The following is a 21,789-nucleotide window of genomic DNA, read 5'->3' as shown; positions in this document are numbered from 1 at the left end:
TAACTCCTTATTGCACCGCGATCGCCTGCATAATGGCAGGAACAGAAATCTCATCGTGACCGAGTTGTGCAATATGCTTACGATCTCGCAGGACAATGACGCGATCGGCATAACCAGCCAATTCCTCTAATTCGGAAGAGATAATAAGTAGCGCCAAACCTTCGTCACACAATTTCTCAATCAACCGAATAATTTCAGCATGCGCTCCCACATCAATACCGCGGGTTGGCTCATCTAAAATCAAAAATCGAGGTTTTGTGGCCAGCCAACGGGCTAATAATACTTTTTGCTGGTTCCCACCGGAGAGATACTGAATTTGCTGTTCAGGGCCAGGGGTTCGGATACCTAACTGCTGGATAAAATCCTCAGCAATTTGAGTCTGTTCTCGCATAGATATAGGTCTCAGCCACCCACGCTGGGCCTGAAGGGCTAAAATAATATTTTCTCGTACCGTTGCAGCCCCCACAATACCATCGGTTTTGCGGTCTTCCGGGCAATAACCAAAACCGTATTTTGATGCTTTACGTGGTGTTCTAATCTTCACCGGCTTGCCCTGAATTTTAGCTTCACCAGTGTCAGGTGTTGTAACGCCGAAAATTAACTGTGCCGTTTCTGTTCGACCAGACCCCAATAACCCCGCTAGCCCAACAATTTCACCGGGAGAAACAGATAAATCGAAGCTCTCCACAACCCCTCGCCGACCATAGTTTTTGAATTCAACCAATGGGTTACTAACCGCAATATTATGTTCACTACGTTTTAGTAATTGTTCATCAAAGCTATGACCCAGCATCATCTGAACCAATTCAATGCGAGGAAGTTCCGTTGTGGTTTTAGTACCGACGAGCTTGCCGTTACGCAAAACAGTAATGCGGTCACTGATCCGATAGACTTGATCAAGGAAATGAGTCACGAAAACCATGCCAATACCTTGGTCCCGCAACTGTCGCAAAATATCCAGTAACATACTGACTTCTTTAGCATCCAAACTCGCCGTCGGTTCATCCAAAATCAGTACTTTCGCTGACAAATCAACTGCCCGTGCAATTGCAACAATCTGCTGTATTGCAATAGAGAAATCAGCCAAAGGCCGCTGAACATCCAACACCAGTCCATAGCCTTCCAGTAATTTTTCCGCCTTTCGGTTCATCGTACGATTATCGATTAATCCCCAACGTAATGGCTCTCGGCCAATAAAGAGATTTGCTGCAATAGAAATATTTGGCAGTAAATTCACTTCTTGATAAACAGTACCAATCCCCATCTTTTGAGCATCAGCTGTATCAATAGGACAGATGGCGACACCCTCTAAATAAACTTCACCGGCGGCCCGTTTATAGACCCCAGTTAATGCCTTGATTAAAGTCGATTTTCCCGCACCATTCTCCCCCAATAAAGCGACAACCTCGCCACGATGTAGAGAAAAATCCACAGAATCTAATGCCTTAACACCAGGAAATTCAACTGATAAGCCACGGACTTCTAGCAGTGTTTCCATCAGATGTACCCACGTTCAAAAACGACTCAGATATTGCCCAAATACAGGTGACGAAAGCAGGCGGGGTTTTCCCCGCCTTTAAAATCAATAACCCAGGCTCTTCTTGGATTCATATTCCTGTTTAGCCGTATCAGGCTGTAATAGGCGGGATTCTGTCTGGATAAACTTAGGTGGTTGGGTACCATCTTTCTTGAGCGCAATGAGTGCATCAAAAGCTGGGCCGGCCATATTTGGTGTTAATTCAACAGTCGCGTTTGCTTCACCACTACTCATTGCTTTGAAAATATCTGGGACACCATCGATAGAAACGATTTTAATTTCTGAACCAGGCTTCAAACCAGCTTCTTTAATGGCTTGAATGGCACCAATTGCCATATCATCGTTATGAGCATAGACGGCACAGATATTCTTACCGTTTTGTTCTGCTTTAATGAAGCTCTCCATAACTTCTTTGCCTTTACTGCGTGTGAAATCCCCAGACTGAGAGCGAATTATTTTCACATTTGGTGCTGAAGCTATGCCGTCAGCAAACCCTTTTTTACGGTTAATCGCTACGCTGGAACCAACCGTACCTTGGAGTTCAACAACGTTACAAGGCTTGCCTGCCACATCTTTCAGCAGCCATTCCCCTGCAACTTTACCTTCATATACACTGTCAGAAGCCACTGCCGCTGTGTATAAAGAGGGATCATTCACCTCAATCATACGATCAAGTAGGAATACAGGAATTTTGGCTTCTTTAGCTTCCTGTAATACTGGCGTCCAACCAGTTGCGACTACTGGAGCAATAAAAATGGCATCAACACCTTGAGCAATAAACGATCTGACCGCTTTGATTTGGTTTTCTTGTTTTTGTTGAGCATCCGCGATTTTTAATGTTATTCCGCGTTTCTCCGCTTCTTGTTTAGAAACCTTAGTCTCCGCAGAGCGCCAACCGGACTCTGAACCAATTTGAGAAAAACCCACGACCAGTGGAGCTGCCTGGGCGGTGCTACACATTGCTGCTGTCACAGCTGCTGCTAACAGTAAACGCCTGTACATATTTATCTCCTCACTTACCATCGTCGAGCCGCTGACTCATTACTATTCCGAAGAACAGTTAACATGATCATTCAGGCCATTGATTGCCCTGAAATTCGGCCAATTTGCAGATAATGTTGTTCTAAAAGCACATGATGTTTTTTAAGGTGAGCTTCCTGATAGCTAAAATGTTAATTAGTTTTAGTACATTTTGTGAAAGTAATAATGAGCAACGTCACACCGTAGAATAACAATCGTTTTGTACATAAATTCAGCTAAATAGGTATGCGTTGGGAACGTTACCTGCTAAATCTTCAGGGTGATTTAATAAGAAATATTGCTATAACAAATATTAACTGCGTAAAGCACATATTATGAGTAGGTGACATCAGAAGGAATTTCTAAGGGAAAAAGTGGAACACAGATATGGGCTAGAGGAGAAAAAGAAGGGAGAAATAGACAAAGGGAATAAAAAAATCGGTATAAAAAAAGAACTAATTGAGTATTTCCAATATAAAAAAACCCCTCGTTTTCACGAAGGGTTGTTTATATGGCAGGGGCGGAGAGACTCGAACTCGCGACACCCGGTTTTGGAGACCGGTGCTCTACCAACTGAGCTACGCCCCTAAATTACGCTTAACATTATGCCTGCTAAGATAAGCAGGCATAATTTAAATAAGTGGCGGAACGGACGGGGCTCGAACCCGCGACCCCCTGCGTGACAGGCAGGTATTCTAACCAACTGAACTACCGCTCCACCGATTCTTTTACGTGTATCATCCTGATACCTACCCTTAAAGGGCCAGCGCTCCTCGCTGTGCAAAACCGCATCTGGCGATTTTGTCAGTCACCAGATGTCACTCTGATAACTCGTGTTTGATGCCTGGCAGTGTCCTACTCTCGCATGGGGAGACCCCACACTACCATCGGCGCTACGGCGTTTCACTTCTGAGTTCGGCATGGGATCAGGTGGGACCACCGCGCTATGGCCGCCAGGCAAATTCTGTCTAAACTAACCCGCTATGTAATCCTACACACAGCCAGCCAGCCCAATCTCGGAACGTCGCTGAAAATCTCTCTCAAACACAAAACACCTTCGGTGTTGTAAGGTTAAGCCTCACGGATCATTAGTACTGGTTAGCTCAATGCATCGCTGCACTTACACACCCAGCCTATCAACGTCATAGTCTTTAACGTTCCTTCAGGGGGCTTAAAGCCCCAGGGAAGACTCATCTCGAGGCAAGTTTCCCGCTTAGATGCTTTCAGCGGTTATCTCTTCCGAATTTAGCTACCGGGCAATGCCATTGGCATGACAACCCGAACACCAGTGATTCGTCCACTCCGGTCCTCTCGTACTAGGAGCAGCCCCTCTCAATCTTCCAACGCCCACGGCAGATAGGGACCGAACTGTCTCACGACGTTCTAAACCCAGCTCGCGTACCACTTTAAATGGCGAACAGCCATACCCTTGGGACCTACTTCAGCCCCAGGATGTGATGAGCCGACATCGAGGTGCCAAACACCGCCGTCGATATGAACTCTTGGGCGGTATCAGCCTGTTATCCCCGGAGTACCTTTTATCCGTTGAGCGATGGCCCTTCCATTCAGAACCACCGGATCACTAAGACCTACTTTCGTACCTGCTCGAGCCGTCACTCTCGCAGTCAAGCTAGCTTATGCCTTTGCACTAACCTCACGATGTCCGACCGTGATTAGCTAACCTTCGTGCTCCTCCGTTACTCTTTGGGAGGAGACCGCCCCAGTCAAACTACCCACCAGACACTGTCCTCACCCCGGATTACGGGGCCGAGTTAGAACATCAAACATTAAAGGGTGGTATTTCAAGGTTGGCTCCACGCAGACTGGCGTCCACGCTTCGATGCCTCCCACCTATCCTACACATCAAGGCTCAATGTTCAGTGTCAAGCTATAGTAAAGGTTCACGGGGTCTTTCCGTCTTGCCGCGGGTACACTGCATCTTCACAGCGAGTTCAATTTCACTGAGTCTCGGGTGGAGACAGCCTGGCCATCATTACGCCATTCGTGCAGGTCGGAACTTACCCGACAAGGAATTTCGCTACCTTAGGACCGTTATAGTTACGGCCGCCGTTTACTGGGGCTTCGATCAAGAGCTTCGCCTTGCGGCTGACCCCATCAATTAACCTTCCAGCACCGGGCAGGCGTCACACCGTATACGTCCACTTTCGTGTTTGCACAGTGCTGTGTTTTTATTAAACAGTTGCAGCCAGCTGGTATCTGCGACTGGCTTCGGCGCCGAGAGCAAGTCTCTTTACCTAATGCCAGCGTGCCTTCTCCCGAAGTTACGGCACCATTTTGCCTAGTTCCTTCACCCGAGTTCTCTCAAGCGCCTGAGTATTCTCTACCTGACCACCTGTGTCGGTTTGGGGTACGATTTAATGTTACCTGATGCTTAGAGGCTTTTCCTGGAAGCTTGGCATCAACTACTTCACCACCGTAGTGGCTCGTCATCACACCTCAGCGTTGATAAGCAACCGGATTTACCAAGTCACTCCGCCTACATGCTTAAACCGGGACAACCGTCGCCCGGCTAGCCTAGCCTTCTCCGTCCCCCCCCTTCGCAGTAACACCAAGTACAGGAATATTAACCTGTTTCCCATCGACTACGCTTTTCAGCCTCGCCTTAGGGGTCGACTCACCCTGCCCCGATTAACGTTGGACAGGAACCCTTGGTCTTCCGGCGTGCGGGCTTTTCACCCGCATTATCGTTACTTATGTCAGCATTCGCACTTCTGATACCTCCAGCAACCCTCACAGGTCACCTTCAACGGCTTACAGAACGCTCCCCTACCCAACAACACCTAAGTGTCGCTGCCGCAGCTTCGGTGCATGGTTTAGCCCCGTTACATCTTCCGCGCAGGCCGACTCGACCAGTGAGCTATTACGCTTTCTTTAAATGATGGCTGCTTCTAAGCCAACATCCTGGCTGTCTATGCCTTCCCACATCGTTTCCCACTTAACCATGACTTTGGGACCTTAGCTGGCGGTCTGGGTTGTTTCCCTCTTCACGACGGACGTTAGCACCCGCCGTGTGTCTCCCGTGATAACATTCTTCGGTATTCGGAGTTTGCATCGGTTTGGTAAGTCGGGATGACCCCCTAGCCGAAACAGTGCTCTACCCCCGAAGATGAGTTCACGAGGCGCTACCTAAATAGCTTTCGGGGAGAACCAGCTATCTCCCGGTTTGATTGGCCTTTCACCCCCAGCCACAAGTCATCCGCTAATTTTTCAACATTAGTCGGTTCGGTCCTCCAGTTAGTGTTACCCAACCTTCAACCTGCCCATGGCTAGATCACCGGGTTTCGGGTCTATACCTTGCAACTAGACGCCCAGTTAAGACTCGGTTTCCCTACGGCTCCCCCTATTCGGTTAACCTTGCTACAAAATATAAGTCGCTGACCCATTATACAAAAGGTACGCAGTCACACCACGAAGGTGCTCCCACTGCTTGTACGTACACGGTTTCAGGTTCTATTTCACTCCCCCTCGCCGGGGTTCTTTTCGCCTTTCCCTCACGGTACTGGTTCACTATCGGTCAGTCAGGAGTATTTAGCCTTGGAGGATGGTCCCCCCCATATTCAGACAGGATGTCACGTGTCCCGCCCTACTCATCGAGTTCACAGCAAGTGTGTTTTTGTGTACGGGAGTATCACCCTGTACCCTGCGACTTTCCAGACGCTTCCACTAACACACAAACTGATTCAGACTCTGGGCTCCTCCCCCGTTCGCTCGCCGCTACTGGGGGAATCTCGGTTGATTTCTTTTCCTCGGGGTACTTAGATGTTTCAGTTCCCCCGGTTCGCCTTGCATGGCTATGTATTCACCATGCAATAGTGCAACGAATTGCACTGGGTTTCCCCATTCGGGTATCGTCGGTTGTAACGGTTCATATCACCTTACCGACGCTTTTCGCAGATTAGCACGCCCTTCATCGCCTCTGACTGCCTAGGCATCCACCGTGTACGCTTAGTCGCTTAACCTCACAACCCGAAGGTGTCTTTACAGACATCGTCGTATTGCGATTATTTGAGAGACTCTAATACAGGTTAATCCTTATCTCAGTAAATCTACGGAGAGATAAGTTTCAGCTGTATTGTTTCAATTTTCAGCTTGTTCCAGATTGTTAAAGAGCAATATTTCACAACACACTGAGTCTTACGACCGCAGTACGTTTTGAAATAATTTTTTATATGGTGGAGCTAAGCGGGATCGAACCGCTGACCTCCTGCGTGCAAGGCAGGCGCTCTCCCAGCTGAGCTATAGCCCCATATAAAAAGCAAATCACCTTATTGCTGCAACTCATTTTCAGACAAGGCACAGATACGCGACGTTTATTGTTATAAACGAGTGTGACTGTAACGCAGTATGGGGATGAGTTGGTGGGTCTGAGTGGACTTGAACCACCGACCTCACCCTTATCAGGGGTGCGCTCTAACCACCTGAGCTACAGACCCAACAAGGTACTAAAGCCCGACTAATTTCTCAGCCCGGCCTTATTTGCTCGTTACTTTCTATCAGACAATCTGTGTGGACACTGCGCAATGCGTATCGTTAGGTAAGGAGGTGATCCAACCGCAGGTTCCCCTACGGTTACCTTGTTACGACTTCACCCCAGTCATGAATCACAAAGTGGTAAGCGCCCTCCCGAAGGTTAAGCTACCTACTTCTTTTGCAACCCACTCCCATGGTGTGACGGGCGGTGTGTACAAGGCCCGGGAACGTATTCACCGTAGCATTCTGATCTACGATTACTAGCGATTCCGACTTCATGGAGTCGAGTTGCAGACTCCAATCCGGACTACGACAGACTTTATGTGGTCCGCTTGCTCTCGCGAGTTCGCTTCACTTTGTATCTGCCATTGTAGCACGTGTGTAGCCCTACTCGTAAGGGCCATGATGACTTGACGTCATCCCCACCTTCCTCCGGTTTATCACCGGCAGTCTCCTTTGAGTTCCCACCATTACGTGCTGGCAACAAAGGATAAGGGTTGCGCTCGTTGCGGGACTTAACCCAACATTTCACAACACGAGCTGACGACAGCCATGCAGCACCTGTCTCACAGTTCCCGAAGGCACCGAAGCATCTCTGCTAAGTTCTGTGGATGTCAAGAGTAGGTAAGGTTCTTCGCGTTGCATCGAATTAAACCACATGCTCCACCGCTTGTGCGGGCCCCCGTCAATTCATTTGAGTTTTAACCTTGCGGCCGTACTCCCCAGGCGGTCGACTTAACGCGTTAGCTCCGGAAGCCACGCCTCAAGGGCACAACCTCCAAGTCGACATCGTTTACAGCGTGGACTACCAGGGTATCTAATCCTGTTTGCTCCCCACGCTTTCGCACCTGAGCGTCAGTCTTTGTCCAGGGGGCCGCCTTCGCCACCGGTATTCCTCCAGATCTCTACGCATTTCACCGCTACACCTGGAATTCTACCCCCCCTCTACAAGACTCTAGCTTGCCAGTTTCAAATGCAGTTCCCACGTTAAGCGCGGGGATTTCACATCTGACTTAACAAACCGCCTGCGTGCGCTTTACGCCCAGTAATTCCGATTAACGCTTGCACCCTCCGTATTACCGCGGCTGCTGGCACGGAGTTAGCCGGTGCTTCTTCTGCGAGTAACGTCAATCACTGCGGTTATTAACCACAATGCCTTCCTCCTCGCTGAAAGTGCTTTACAACCCGAAGGCCTTCTTCACACACGCGGCATGGCTGCATCAGGCTTGCGCCCATTGTGCAATATTCCCCACTGCTGCCTCCCGTAGGAGTCTGGACCGTGTCTCAGTTCCAGTGTGGCTGGTCATCCTCTCAGACCAGCTAGGGATCGTCGCCTAGGTGAGCCGTTACCCCACCTACTAGCTAATCCCATCTGGGCACATCCGATGGCGTGAGGCCCTAAGGTCCCCCACTTTGCTCTTGCGAGGTCATGCGGTATTAGCTACCGTTTCCAGTAGTTATCCCCCCTCCATCAGGCAGTTTCCCAGACATTACTCACCCGTCCGCCGCTCGCCGGCGAAGTAGTAAACTACTTCCCGCTGCCGCTCGACTTGCATGTGTTAGGCCTGCCGCCAGCGTTCAATCTGAGCCATGATCAAACTCTTCAATTTAAGATTTGTTTGATTTGCTACTAATGAAAGTAGCGATGCTCAAAGATTACTTTCTGCAAATATGCATTCGAACCGAGGTTCAAATGTGTACTGCTTTGGTCACTCTTCAAGACTTTGATATTTCTTTGCCTGTCGAAACAGGCTTCGATATCGTCTTGCGAGTGCCCACACAGATTGTCTGATAAATTGTTAAAGAGCGTTCGTTACCCGTTTGCCTTGCGGCGAATCTTACGGTAACGCGGGAGGCAGATAATACGCTTTCCCGCTGAAGAGTCAAGAGTTTATTTGTTTTCTTTCGAAGTCAAAGTCTATCTTTTCTCTTCCTGACCCGGCGAAGTATGTTTCGTTGTTCCCGGTCAGTGGAGGCGCATTATAGGGAGTTCCTGACAGCCTGCAACCCCTAATTTGAAAAAACTTTTCAACCGCTGATTCTTTAGTCAAAACGCCGTTAAATTGGCAGTTTTTCCAGCGTTAGAAAACCATATCCCTGTAAAACGGGCAATAAAGCGTCAGTATCCGCATTCAGTGCCATGCAATACGCGATGTTTTCTTCATCAGAAGAAATCACATTTTCTTGAGAAGAGATAAGCCAGGCGGTACGGCGAGCAATTGCAGCGCCGGAATCGACCATTCGGGTGCCTTCTGGTAACACTTGTGCTAACTCTTCAGTTAATAGAGGGAAATGGGTACAGCCTAAAACGATGGTATCTGGCGGTTCACGCATTGCGAGCCACGGATGAAGGATTTTCTTTAATGCTTCTTTCGGAACAACACCACCATGCAACTTGGTTTCCGCCAACTCCACCAGCTCAGATGAACCCAGTAATTCAATTTTGCAGTCTGTCGCAAAGCGCTCGATCAAATCACGAGTATAAGAAGCATGAACTGTGCCCCGGGTAGCCAATAGGCCGACCACGCCATTACGGGTTAAGCGCACCGCAGGTTTGATAGCCGGGACAACCCCGACGACAGGAAAGGTAAAACGTTCGCGTAATGCAGGAAGGCAAACCGTGCTGGCAGTGTTACAGGCGATAACTACAATCGCCAGCGGATGGCGCTGCTGTACCGCAGTGACAATGTCCAATACGCGCTCAACGATGAATTCGCCGGACTTCTCGCCATAAGGGAACGCGACATTGTCGAAAGCATATATATAGTGGAGATCCGGCAGCAATTGCCGAATCTCCTGATAGACAGATAGCCCGCCAACACCGGAATCAAAAATCAGCGCTGTCGGGCGAAGAGCAGTATCAGCCTTATTAGAAGTTATAACTTCCTGTGAGGTAATACTCTCGTCCAGCGGTTTTATAGCCATAAGCCGTTTCGTATTCTTTATCAAACAGGTTAGCAATTCTACCACGAACTGTTAGATGAGAAGTAACCGGATAACCAGCTGAAACGTCTACTGTGCTATAACTCGACAATTCGCGCTGCGTTGTACTGTACGCAGAGGTGTTATTGTCATAGCGTTTGCCGTAATACTGATAAGAAACGTCCATGTCTAAGTTGAACATGGTCCAATCCAACTGATACTTGGCTTGTTGCTTAGAGCGGCGGGCTAGCACTTCGTTATTTACATCGTTTCGCGGATCAATATATTGCAGTGTGACCGCGTGCGTAAATATGCCGGTAGTCAGATTCCCCGTCCATTCCACTCCTTTTATCGTCGCAGAATTGACATTGTAGTAATGTCCTTTGAATGTTGAATTATCAAAGGAGTAATCAATCAGATTTTCAATTTTGTTGTGATAAGCCGATAAGCGCCAGTCAACCGGCCCTGTGATACCTTCCAAACCGGCTTCCCATTGGCGCGATTCTTCCGGCTTAAGGTCACTGTTGGAGATGATGTCGAAGCGCTGCGAACCATATTGCTGACCCAATGATGGTGCTAAGAAACCGGTGCCGTAAGACACCGTCACACGATAGTCAGGAATGAACTCCCAGCCCGCCGCAGTTTGCCATGTTTCGTGCCAACCGAATTGCTCGTCTTTATCTGCACGGCCAGAAGCTTCAAGCGTCACGTTATCAAACTTCTGCTGTCCGCTGAGGTACAAACCGGTGTTATCCCGCTTATAAGTATCAGAGATGGTCTGGTTAGATGAGGTCAAGCGCTGCTGTTGCCAGTCAAGACCCCCGCTCAGAGTCCCACTTTCAAAGCTGTAAGTGTTACCCCATTGCACATTGCGCTGATCCATATTGTCCAACGTGGTAGCCACACCATAGCGGCCATATTGGCTGCTAAAGTTATAGTCTTTATATTTCTGATAACTGCCCACTAATTGGGAAGAATAAGCGCCCGAAGCATAACGTAGCCCCGCATCATAAGTATGGTTATATAACCGCTCTTCATCGCCACTGTAAGCAGGAGAAGAAATGTTGCCAATATCGTAATCAGAATTATTGGTATAGCCATAGCCTCTGACAAAACCAGAGATCTCTTGGTTGAATTGGTGCTCCAATCCTGCCCAGAAATTTTTATTACGGAAACCATCTCGATCATTATCGATTGGATTCGGTGAATCAGGTTTGATGTTATAGCCATTGCTCGTTTGATACCCACCCGCTAACGTGGCCAAGGTATCGCCAAAGCGCTGGCGAACACTGCCATCATATTGCTGATAGCCTTTGGAACCAATCCCGGCATTAATCTGCGCGCCTTCCTGGTCTGTCTGTGTAATCACGTTAATGACGCCACCAATTGCACCAGAACCATACACAGCAGAACGTGGCCCACGGATATATTCAACCCGCTGCACTAAGGAAATAGGTATTTGATTGAGATTAACGCTATTGACGATACCAGTACGAGCCAGAGGAATGCCATCAATCAATATCAATACATGGCGAGCTTCAGTACCCCGGATATACATGGAAGAGCCCTGACCTAATCCCCCCATTTGGGCAATATCCACCCCTGGTAACCGCCGCATCACTTCATTCAGGCTTTTTGCCTGCCAGCGGTCAATATCATCACGTGTGACGACATCGGCGGGTGCTAATACAGTCGAAACGGGTTGTTTGAAACGGCTGGCGGTAACCATCATTTCATCTTTATTATTAGCGGTTGTGGTGTTGTCCTGCGCCCATCCAGAAAATGCTGTCACAGAAAGGGCTGTGAGCAGCGTATATTTTTTAATTGTCATTAGAAATAGCATCCAAACACAAATAGCGGATGCCGCAGTGCCATGGCCGGTATTACGCGACGGCCACGAATATTGCGACGTATACCGGCAGGTCTTCGGGCTTGGGATCTCTGAAAAACAGAGCGGGCGATGACTTCCCGTCTTGCGGACAGTGTCTGATTGAAACCTATCGCCGTAACTTCCCCTTACCGCTGCGCGTCAGCTCCGGATTTACACCGGATTCCCTTTTAACTCTTAGGTGTTTAAGTAACAGCATGAGGCCGGACCGCAATGCTACGATCAAGTAAAATAGATGTCTAGACTTCCAATGTTGTTACGCAGAATAAACACAACAAAACTGGACATCACCCCCACTTTCCCTACAATCCGCAGCAGTAACCCTCTTTTATAATGGCCAGACGAGAAGAATCATGACGCCCGACATCCTGCCGACAGATAGCTACGACCACCAATTGGCGGAAAAATCTGCCCGTCTTCAGGCGATGATGTCGCCGTTTCAGGCCCCTGCTCCGGAAATATTCCGTTCTCCTGCACAACATTACCGCATGAGAGCCGAGTTCCGCGTTTGGCACGACGAAGACGACCTGTACCACATCATGTTTGACCAACAGACTAAGCAGCGAATTCGAGTCGAGCAATTCCCGGTGGCTAATCTGCTAATCAATCGCCTGATGAGTGCCCTGATGACCGCCATCAGAGCTGAGCCAATCTTGCGGTATAAACTGTTTCAGATTGATTACTTATCGACTCTTAGCGGTAAACTGATTGCGTCCTTGCTATATCACCGTCAAATAGATGAAGAATGGCAGCATAAAGCGCAAGAATTACGTGATCAGTTGCGCGAGCAAGGTTTTGATTTTCAACTGATTGGGCGGGCGTCAAAAACCAAAATCATGCTCGATCACGACTATATCGACGAAGTGTTGCCCGTCGCCGGGCGCGATATGATTTACCGCCAGGTTGAGAATAGCTTCACCCAACCTAATGCGGCGGTGAATATCCATATGTTGGAATGGGCGATTGATGTCACCCAACATGCCAGCGGCGATTTATTAGAGCTGTACTGCGGCAACGGTAATTTCTCACTGGCGCTGGCGCGCAATTTCGATCGGGTATTGGCAACTGAAATTGCCAAACCGTCAGTCGCCGCGGCGCAATACAACATCGCGGCCAATCATATTGATAATGTGCAAATTATCCGAATGTCTGCGGAGGAATTTACCCAGGCCATGCAAGGTGTGCGTGAGTTTAAGCGCCTGAAGGGCATTGATTTGAGTGGTTATAACTGCGAGACCATTTTTGTCGACCCGCCGCGCAGTGGGCTGGATGACGAAACCGTCAAGCTGGTGCAGGCCTACCCGCGCATCCTTTATATCTCCTGTAACCCAGAGACCTTGTGCGCCAACCTTGAACAGTTACAACACACACATAAAATCAGCCGGTTAGCGCTATTTGATCAGTTCCCTTACACCCATCATATGGAGTGTGGGGTTTTACTGGAAAAACGAAACTGACGACAAGCAGAAATCGGGACAAAATAAGGGCAACGCGATGTTGCCCTTTCTATTGGGTTCGATGAGTGAACGGAAAAGCTATTGCGGCTGCTGATTGTCAGTCTCTGTGTCGGCATCGGCATTCATATCTGTCTGCGCCGATTTTCGCGTTTTCAGTTTGAACAAAATCCAAAATACCAACACCACACTTAGAATCGAAGGAACAAAGTTAGAACCAATCGCCGGATGCTCAACCCGCACAATCGCGCTGTACAATAGAATGCCGAGTAAGAAACACGCACAAACCAGCACTGGCAGGCCTTGCGGCATCGCAAAATTGAGATAGCGCTGGTGCAGACAATAAACCGCCAAGATTAATGTCAGCAGCGGAAAGACTGAAAAAGGAACAAATCCGCTGAATAATGCGTTAAATGAACCATTTATTGCCAAACCCGTAATTAAAGCCAACAACAGGGTGCCGGTTTCACGGTGAGGTCGTTTTTCTGAGCACGAGTGTTCCATCATTTTCTTTACCTTATTAAGCGCGGGACACAGCAAGCTTTTCCTGCTCGCGACGATACCAATAATAAGCGCCCTTGGAGATCATTCGCAGTTGTAAAACCAGCCGTTCTTCTAACTGTCGCCGTTGTTCGATATCCACGTCCAGCGCTTCTGCACCCGCACTGAAGACAATGGTGACCATGGCCTCAGCTTGAGCTTCAGTGAAGCTGCGCGGCATGTGGTTTTCCAGTTCAAGGTAGTCGGCCAGCTCAGCAATAAAATGCTGAATTTCACGCGCAACTGCCGCACGGAATGCGGCGGACGTCCCGGAGCGTTCCCGTAGCAATAAGCGGAATGCATTAGGGTTATTACCGATAAACTCCATAAATGTAGATACTGAGGTGCGGATAACACTGCCGCCCTTGGCAATCCGCTGACGAGCTTGCCGCATAAGTTGGCGCAACATCAGGCCGCTTTCGTCGACCATTGTCAGCCCAAGTTCATCTACATCACGGAAATGCCGATAAAAAGAAGTCGGTGCAATACCCGCCTCACGGGAGACCTCCCGCAAACTCAAGCTGGCAAAACTCCGCTCAGCACTCAGTTGGCTGAACGCCGCTTCGATAAGGGAACGACGAGTCCGCTCTTTTTGTTGTGCTCTGACGCCCATAATCGTACCCAAGGGATATCCAATTTCTCAATCTAAGACATATAGTCAGCAATATACCAAACTTTATAGTAACAACCGTTATACAAACTTATCATCACAATACGGAATTCCCGCTTTACAGCACACATCACGGCGATTTGCCCATTGTTTATTGGGTTATACTTGGGATGATGTTAATGTAGCGTTGTAATTTTGTATAATAATAGGTCTCTCCTACATGCAACAGCACTTCCATTTTGATGCCATTGTCATTGGCTCGGGTCCTGGCGGTGAAGGCGCCGCTATGGGGTTGGTCAAACAAGGTGCCCGCGTTGCCGTGATTGAACGGTATAATAATGTGGGCGGGGGTTGCACCCATTGGGGCACCATCCCTTCCAAAGCTTTGCGCCACGCCGTTAGCCGTATTATCGAGTTCAATCAAAACCCACTTTACAGCGACAATGCCCGAACTATCAGCTCTTCTTTCTCTGATATCTTAAACCATGCAGATCGTGTTATTAACCAGCAGACCCGCATGCGCCAAGGCTTTTATGATCGCAATCACTGCCAAATGTTCTCCGGTGATGCCAGTTTCATCGATGCCAATACCATCAACGTACGTTATGCCGATGGCACCAACGATACACTGCGGGCCGACAACATCGTGATAGCGACCGGCTCACGTCCTTATCGCCCAGCAAACGTTGATTTCACCCACGAACGTATTTACGACAGTGATACCATTTTACAACTCAGCCATGAACCACAACACGTTATTATCTATGGCGCAGGCGTTATTGGCTGTGAATATGCTTCAATTTTCCGTGGTTTGAGTGTCAAAGTTGATTTAATCAATACCCGTGACCGTCTGCTGGCTTTCCTCGATCAGGAAATGTCAGATGCCCTCTCTTACCATTTCTGGAATAACGGCGTGGTTATCCGTCATAACGAAGAGTTTGAGCAGATAGAGGGAACCGCTGACGGGGTTATCGTCCATCTAAAATCAGGCAAAAAGGTCAAAGCGGATTGCTTGCTGTATGCCAATGGGCGCACCGGCAATACCAGTGGTTTAGGCCTGGAGAAGATTGGGCTGGAAGCGGATAGCCGTGGGTTGTTGAAGGTCAACAGCATGTATCAGACAGCACTTTCCCATGTGTATGCAGTTGGGGATGTGATTGGCTACCCAAGTCTGGCCTCTGCGGCTTATGACCAAGGGCGAATTGCAGCACAGGCAATGATCAAAGGCGAAGCGAATACTCACCTGATCGAAGATATTCCAACCGGAATTTATACTATTCCGGAAATCAGTTCGGTGGGAAAAACAGAACAAGATCTGACGGCGATGAAAGTCCCCTACGAGGTCGGTCGGGCGCAATTTAAACATCTCGCGCGGGCGCAAATCGTTGGTATGGATACCGGCAGTTTAAAAATCCTGTTCCATCGGGAAACCAAGCAGATCCTCGGTATTCATTGCTTTGGTGAACGTGCGGCTGAAATTATCCACATCGGGCAGGCCATCATGGAGCAAAAAGGAGAAGGCAATACTATCGAATATTTCGTTAATACTACCTTCAACTACCCAACTATGGCGGAAGCCTACCGAGTGGCAGCACTCAATGGATTAAACCGCCTGTTCTAGTTTTTGGTTGATAACATCTGGATCCATGCGCGGTTGCATGTGTTCACGTATTGCCTCGGCAAGTTGCTCATAGCGGCCACGCAATGGGGAGCCGGGGCGATACACTAACGCAATGGTGCGTTTTGGTACTGGCTTATAGCATTCCAGATAACAAACACCGTCACGCTTTCTTTCATTCGGTACTGCCAGTGATGGCAATAGCGTAATTCCACTACCCGCTGCGACCATGTTGCGCAAGGTTTCCAAACTGGTGGCGCGGAAATGCGTGTCTTCTTCAGCACCCGCCTGGAAGCAAAAGCCCATCGCCTGATCACGCAAACAGTGACCATCTTCCAGCATCAGCAGTTTCTCGCCCGCCAGCTCATGCATCTGCACTTTGTCACGATCTGCCCATGGGTGATCGGCATAAATCGCCAGTTGCATCGGCTCATCAAACAGCGGAACTTCAATAAAGGCCTCAGTCTCTTTGACTAATGCCAAAATGGCGCAATCGAGTTTACCGCTATCTAACTGAGCCAGAAGGTTTTGGGTTTGCGCTTCGTGCAGATACATTTCCAGTTTCGGGAATGTTTGATGCAACATAGGAATGATTTGCGGCAACAAATAAGGCCCAACAGTCGGGATCAGCCCAATATGCAGCGGGCCAGACATACTTTCACCCTGCAAACTGGCCATTTCTTTGAGCACTTTCACTTCTCGCAATACTGTTCTGGCTTGCTCCACCAGCAATAATCCTGCCTGAGTAAACAGCACCTTACGACTGGTGCGCTCTAACAACATCACGCCCAGTTCATCTTCCAATTTACGAATCTGGCCACTTAATGTGGGTTGACTGACATGACAAGAGTCGGCTGCACGCCGGAAATGCCTGAACTCAGCCAGCGCCACTAGGTATTCTAAATCACGAATATTCATCGGTGCTCCGCTTTATGATAGCCATTAACGATAGATAAGATAGCAACGAGTGATTAGAACTATCAAGTGATAAAATGAATAATGTGTCCCAACGAAGAGATACCTAGAAAAATTTAAATATTTTATTTTTTAATTAAGGAGTTACAGATGTTTACTAACCAAGAAGGTAAAAAAATCCCACAAGTCACTTTTCATACCCGTCAGGGCGACCAGTGGATTGATGTAACCACCGATGAATTGTTTAACAATAAAACTGTAATCGTATTTTCATTGCCGGGTGCCTTTACCCCGACCTGTTCTTCCAGCCATCTGCCGCGTTATAACGAACTGGCCGGTGTGTTTAAACAGCATGGTGTTGATAGCATTCTGTGTGTGTCCGTCAATGATACTTTCGTGATGAATGCTTGGAAAGCCGATCAACATGCTGAAAATATTACTTTTATCCCTGATGGTAACGGCGAATTCACCAAAGGCATGGACATGCTGGTTGAGAAAGCTGACTTAGGCTTTGGCCCGCGTTCATGGCGTTACTCCATGCTGGTACGTAATGGCGTGGTTGAGAAAATGTTTGTAGAGCCGAACAAGCCGGGCGACCCGTTTGAAGTGTCTGATGCTGATACCATGCTGAAATATCTGGCACCTGATTTTAAAGTACAAGAATCTGTTTCTGTGTTTACCAAGCCGGGCTGCCCATTCTGCGCCAAAGCAAAACAAATGCTGCAAGAACGTGGCATTCAGTATGAAGAAATCGTGTTGGGTAAAGACGCAACCACCGTCAGTCTGCGTGCTGTCACGGGCCGAGGGACAGTACCACAAGTGTTTATCGGTGGTCGTCATATCGGTGGCAGTGATGATTTAGAGAATTTCTTATCTGCTTAATAATATTAATAGAATGAAGATAATGTGAAGTAACTTGGTAGGCTTCGGCCTACCCTTTTTTTCTGTTAGGAGCAGACATGAAAACCTTAAATGTTGATGTCGCTGTTATTGGCGGCGGTACTGCTGGGCTTGGCGCTTACCGCGCCGCCAAACTGTCGACCCCCAATGTGGTGATGATTGAAGGTGGCGAGTACGGTACTACCTGTGCCCGTGTCGGTTGCATGCCATCCAAACTACTGATTGCGGCGGCCGAAGCTGTACATCAGATTGAAAAAGCCCCCGGTTTTGGTATTCACCCACAAGGTGACATTCTGATTAATGGCCGCGAAGTCATGGATCGCGTAAAACGCGAGCGTGACCGTTTTGTGGGTTTTGTTTTGGAAGGTGTCGATAGCATTCCGGCAGATGACAAAATTCAGGGTTATGCCCGTTTTATTGATGACAACACACTACAAGTGGATGATCACACTCGCATTGTTGCACAACGCATTGTGATTGCTACTGGCTCTCGTCCAAGCTGGCCTGCCGCCTGGAATGAGCTGGGTGATCGACTTATCGTCAACGACGACGTATTCAACTGGGACGATTTGCCCAAATCGGTTGCTGTTTTCGGCCCTGGTGTTATTGGGCTGGAACTTGGCCAGGCACTGCATCGACTCGGTGTTCAAGTCAAAATGTTTGGCGTGGGTGGCGGTGTCGGCCCACTAACAGACAGTATTGTGCGCAATTACGCAGCAAAAACGCTGGGCGAAGAGTTCTATCTCAATCCAGATGTGAAAGTGGAAGTGATGCAGCGCGAAGGGGATAAAGTCTTTATCCGCTATCTGGATGAAGCCGGTTCACCACAAGAAATTATGGTGGATTATGTTTTAGCTGCCACTGGCCGCCGCCCAAATGTCGATAAGCTGGGTTTGGAAAATACCTCACTGGAGCTTGACGACCGTGGTGTTCCGCCAGCAGACCGGCTGACAATGCAGACTAGCGTGCCACATATCTTTATTGCCGGTGATGCCAGCAACCAATTACCATTACTGCATGAGGCCAGTGACCAAGCTCGTATTGCGGGAGTGAATGCCGGAGGGTTCCCGGAAGTGGTGCCGGGTTTGCGCCGCAGCCCAATCTCCGTGGTGTTTTCTGATCCACAAATCGCGATGATAGGCTCAACTTTCCGCGAATTATCACAAAAGTTTAGTGCATGTGGTTGCTTTGAAATCGGCGAAGTCTCTTTTGAGAATCAAGGCCGCTCACGTGTCATGCTGAAAAATAAAGGTATTTTGCGAGTTTATGGTGAGCAAGGTACCGGACGTTTTCTCGGTGCCGAGATGATGGGGCCGAGTGCCGAACATATTGCTCATCTATTGGCTTGGGCGCATCAGCAGCAAATGACCATCAACCAGATGTTGGATATGCCGTTCTATCACCCGGTGATTGAAGAAGGCTTGCGTACAGCATTGCGTGATTTGCAGTCTAAATTGAAACTGGGCACTGACGAGGCTGAACGTTGCCTGCGCTGCCCAGGCGAATAATAGCGAAGTCAGGATTTTTAGTTTGATAACAGGGGTTTATCGCCCCCAACGGCGCGATCCCCTTCATTTGACTTTATCTGCTGTCTGAACCGGGCCATATGCCCGGTTTTTTATCCGCTCTTTCTCGGAGTTACCTCGAAAATATTGCGCTATTTACCACTTTCTATTTTTGAGATCAAAACCCACCGGCAGAGTCAATGAAACCGGCCCATTCGCTAACAACTCAACAGGGGGCTGGGGTAAAGGTTGGGCGCGTTTAATCACGGCCAATGCTTCTTGATCTAAAGCAGCAACTCCACTGCTCTTAATCAGTTTAGTGGATAGCACATATCCTTCTTTATTAACCACAAACTGGATAATGACAGTTCCTTGTTGGCGCTGTTTTCGGGCGCGGGGCGGATAACGTTTAAACCCCGCCAGATGTCCTTGTAAGCGGCTTTTCCAATTCATTTTACTTTGTTGATTATGCAACGAATGACTGTTCGCGGCAGCTGCAACTCGCTGACTCTCCCCCGATAAAGACGTACTGGTAACCACTGCTGGCGCAGAGGGTTTGCTATGGTTTTCAGGTGTTTGCTCACTAATCGGCTGGCGTGGTGTCATCACTTTCTGTTGTGGCCGTTTTGCTTTACTTAGCTCTTTTTGCGGCGCATCCACTTCTCTTTCGACAAGCAACGCCGCATTTGAATGCTCAGGCGCGGTCAGCACATGACCCACTTCTTCGGGCTGATGTTCCGACGGCTCAGTCACCGGCTCGTTGATATCTTGAGTTATACCGACCGCCGAATCTTGCTCCACATGTTGGGCAAACTCCGGTTCCGCCGACACCGCGATCATCATTGCTACTGGGGAAACCTCTGTGGAGGTCGGGGGGATAAAGGTATTGCTCAATAGCCATATCAGATAAATATGAATACCGCTGGTTAATAAGGCACTTGTCCCCCAAAACACCCAACTCCCGTTATTTGGTCGAATCTCCATAAATTAAATCACTATATTCCTTTATTTTTAATAAGTTACTTCGGAGTCATCATTCTTCAGCAAAGGCGGCATGCAAGCGATCAGTTAACGGTTTAAACAAATAATTGAGTAACGACCTTTCCCCCGTTCGGATAAAAATATCGACTGACATACCGGGCCGGATTTCCAGCTCAGTCTGTGAGGTGTCAATAGCGACCGTTAAAGGATAATAAGGCTCTAAAGTATGCGGGCGCTGTATACGATCGGCACCAATGTGTAATACCGAACCTTGTAAACGCGGAGTATGGCTTTGATTAAAAGCAGAGAAATTCAGGTCTACCGGTAGCCCAACCATCACCTTATCAATTAACCACACGGGAAGTTGCGCCTCAGCTAATAGTGGCTGCCCACTGGGAACCAGCTCCATTAATGTTTGCCCGGTACTGACCACACCGCCAACCGTGTGTTGAACAAGGTCGATAACTGTGCCACTGACCGGCGCATGAATACGCGTGTTATCTAATTCGTATTCCGCAACACTCAAACGCTGCTCTAACTCCTGAGTGGTTTGTTGTGCTTTGCTCAGTTGCTCGCGATTCTCGCTTTTATACTGCTCAACTCGTTGTAAAATATGCTGTTCTATTTCACTAATTTGCTTATGAAGCTCCAATATATCACTGGTGTTTTTCTCTATATTGGCGCGCAGTGAAATCGCCTGACGTTCCATTTCTAACAGTTGGCTTTGAGAGGCGTGACCATTCTTCGCCAATAATTGAATCCCCTGCAATTGCCGCTGGAATAAGTCAAATTGGTGCTGGTTATGTCCCCGCATTGTTTGTAACCCGTCCAGCCGACTTTCGTGACGTGTAATTTGTGCAGATAGCCGGGCAATTTCACTCAGTTGGGCTTGGCGGCGATGCTGGAAAAGCTGCTGCTGCAACACAGTATTTCGCTCAACTAAAGCGTGTGCTGGATGTTGAAGCAATGCCGGAGGGAAGGTAATTTTCGGTAATTCATGCTGCTCAGCCGTGAGGCGAGACTCCTGAGCAAGTGCGCTCAAATATTGATGCTGTAGGTTATCCCGATGACTTCGCACCGCAGTATCATCCAGTGTGATAAGCAATTGACCTTGCGTGACATCATCGCCCTCAGCTATATGCAACTGCTGGACACGCCCTCCTTGTAACGATTGAACCAACTTGCGGTTTTCCGCGACGACAATATGCCCCATGACCGCAATACCTTTATCCAAAGGTGCCAACCCCGCCCAAATCAGGGAGCCGACAAAACCCCCTAAGACCAATAACCCCCCAAGACGAAGATATCTCCCGCTATTGGTTTGGAGCCGTGGCGGTTCTTGCGATGTTTGATTTTGCTGCTGGGGTGACGAACAACTTGAATCCGATAACATGATTTATCTCCACCC

13 protein-coding genes, 4 tRNA genes, 3 rRNA genes and 1 riboswitch are annotated in these 21,789 nt (G+C 48.5%); of the genes, 4 read left to right on the top strand and 16 right to left on the bottom strand.

From position 1 onward, the window contains the following. Positions 1-7: 7 nt before the first annotated feature. The 11 genes from ytfR to btuB form a co-directional block, all read right to left on the bottom strand. A complete protein-coding gene (gene ytfR / locus F0T03_RS00710; protein WP_145556028.1) occupies positions 8-1,498 on the bottom strand; it encodes a galactofuranose ABC transporter, ATP-binding protein YtfR in 1,491 nt (496 codons plus the stop codon). A gap of 84 nt (positions 1,499-1,582) precedes the next feature. Next, positions 1,583-2,539, bottom strand: a complete 957-nt coding sequence (gene ytfQ, locus F0T03_RS00705; protein WP_145556027.1) for a galactofuranose ABC transporter, galactofuranose-binding protein YtfQ — start codon at positions 2,537-2,539, stop codon at positions 1,583-1,585. A 530-nt stretch (positions 2,540-3,069) separates the two neighbouring features. Continuing rightward, positions 3,070-3,145, bottom strand: a tRNA-Trp gene (locus F0T03_RS00700). A gap of 53 nt (positions 3,146-3,198) precedes the next feature. Continuing rightward, positions 3,199-3,275, bottom strand: a tRNA-Asp gene (locus F0T03_RS00695). 124 nt (positions 3,276-3,399) lie between these two features. Beyond that, positions 3,400-3,515 (bottom strand): 5S ribosomal RNA (gene rrf, locus F0T03_RS00690). A 109-nt stretch (positions 3,516-3,624) separates the two neighbouring features. Next, positions 3,625-6,537, bottom strand: a 23S ribosomal RNA gene (locus F0T03_RS00685). 211 nt (positions 6,538-6,748) lie between these two features. Beyond that, positions 6,749-6,824 (bottom strand) — tRNA-Ala (locus F0T03_RS00680). A 110-nt stretch (positions 6,825-6,934) separates the two neighbouring features. Next, positions 6,935-7,011: transfer RNA gene (locus tag F0T03_RS00675), tRNA-Ile, on the bottom strand. Positions 7,012-7,113: 102 nt separating this feature from the next. Beyond that, positions 7,114-8,658, bottom strand: a 16S ribosomal RNA gene (locus F0T03_RS00670). Together the 16S, 23S and 5S rRNA genes with 4 tRNA genes alongside form the textbook arrangement of a ribosomal RNA operon. A 448-nt stretch (positions 8,659-9,106) precedes the next feature. Continuing rightward, complete coding sequence (gene murI / locus F0T03_RS00660; protein WP_159677043.1) at positions 9,107-9,973, bottom strand: glutamate racemase; 867 nt, start codon at positions 9,971-9,973, stop codon at positions 9,107-9,109. Then, positions 9,918-11,801, bottom strand: a complete 1,884-nt coding sequence (btuB, locus tag F0T03_RS00655; RefSeq protein ID WP_162526849.1) for a TonB-dependent vitamin B12 receptor BtuB — start codon at positions 11,799-11,801, stop codon at positions 9,918-9,920. Before btuB ends, murI begins: the two co-directional genes overlap by 56 nt. A gap of 69 nt (positions 11,802-11,870) precedes the next feature. Continuing rightward, a riboswitch (cobalamin riboswitch) is annotated at positions 11,871-12,081 on the bottom strand. Between the two features lie 130 nt (positions 12,082-12,211). Here btuB and trmA point away from each other — a divergent pair. After that, positions 12,212-13,315 (top strand): tRNA (uridine(54)-C5)-methyltransferase TrmA, encoded by a 1,104-nt coding sequence (trmA, locus tag F0T03_RS00650; RefSeq protein WP_159677041.1) that lies wholly within the window; start codon positions 12,212-12,214, stop codon positions 13,313-13,315. Between the two features lie 78 nt (positions 13,316-13,393). Here the strand turns inward: trmA and F0T03_RS00645 are convergent, their stop codons facing one another. Both F0T03_RS00645 and fabR read right to left on the bottom strand, forming a co-directional pair. Further along, complete coding sequence (locus F0T03_RS00645; protein WP_145553764.1) at positions 13,394-13,819, bottom strand: YijD family membrane protein; 426 nt, start codon at positions 13,817-13,819, stop codon at positions 13,394-13,396. A gap of 13 nt (positions 13,820-13,832) precedes the next feature. Continuing rightward, positions 13,833-14,465 (bottom strand): HTH-type transcriptional repressor FabR, encoded by a 633-nt coding sequence (gene fabR, locus F0T03_RS00640; RefSeq protein WP_004714448.1) that lies wholly within the window; start codon positions 14,463-14,465, stop codon positions 13,833-13,835. A 217-nt stretch (positions 14,466-14,682) separates the two neighbouring features. Between fabR and sthA the strand changes: the two genes are divergently transcribed. Beyond that, positions 14,683-16,083 (top strand): Si-specific NAD(P)(+) transhydrogenase, encoded by a 1,401-nt coding sequence (sthA, locus tag F0T03_RS00635; protein ID WP_145553766.1) that lies wholly within the window; start codon positions 14,683-14,685, stop codon positions 16,081-16,083. On the opposite strand, the gene oxyR is transcribed toward sthA, so the two are convergent. Beyond that, positions 16,066-16,998: a DNA-binding transcriptional regulator OxyR gene (gene oxyR / locus F0T03_RS00630; protein WP_145553768.1), complete on the bottom strand. Its 933-nt coding sequence runs from the start codon at positions 16,996-16,998 to the stop codon at positions 16,066-16,068. The two genes, sthA and oxyR, sit on opposite strands and share 18 nt — an antisense overlap. 147 nt (positions 16,999-17,145) lie before the next feature. Here oxyR and F0T03_RS00625 point away from each other — a divergent pair, with 147 nt between their 5' ends. Both F0T03_RS00625 and F0T03_RS00620 read left to right on the top strand, forming a co-directional pair. Beyond that, positions 17,146-17,877 (top strand): glutathione peroxidase, encoded by a 732-nt coding sequence (locus F0T03_RS00625; RefSeq protein WP_159677040.1) that lies wholly within the window; start codon positions 17,146-17,148, stop codon positions 17,875-17,877. A gap of 77 nt (positions 17,878-17,954) precedes the next feature. After that, complete coding sequence (locus F0T03_RS00620; protein ID WP_159677039.1) at positions 17,955-19,403, top strand: dihydrolipoyl dehydrogenase; 1,449 nt, start codon at positions 17,955-17,957, stop codon at positions 19,401-19,403. Between the two features lie 153 nt (positions 19,404-19,556). Here the strand turns inward: F0T03_RS00620 and F0T03_RS00615 are convergent, their stop codons facing one another. Continuing rightward, a complete protein-coding gene (locus tag F0T03_RS00615; RefSeq protein ID WP_159677038.1) occupies positions 19,557-20,384 on the bottom strand; it encodes an energy transducer TonB in 828 nt (275 codons plus the stop codon). 49 nt (positions 20,385-20,433) lie between these two features. Beyond that, positions 20,434-21,774: an HlyD family type I secretion periplasmic adaptor subunit gene (locus F0T03_RS00610; protein ID WP_159677037.1), complete on the bottom strand. Its 1,341-nt coding sequence runs from the start codon at positions 21,772-21,774 to the stop codon at positions 20,434-20,436. Positions 21,775-21,789 lie beyond the last annotated feature (15 nt).

It is taken from the genome of Yersinia canariae (assembly GCF_009831415.1).
In the GTDB taxonomy this organism is placed as follows: domain Bacteria; phylum Pseudomonadota; class Gammaproteobacteria; order Enterobacterales; family Enterobacteriaceae; genus Yersinia; species Yersinia canariae.
Note: the sequence above shows the minus strand (reverse complement) of the source record. Positions and strands in the feature narration are given on the sequence as shown.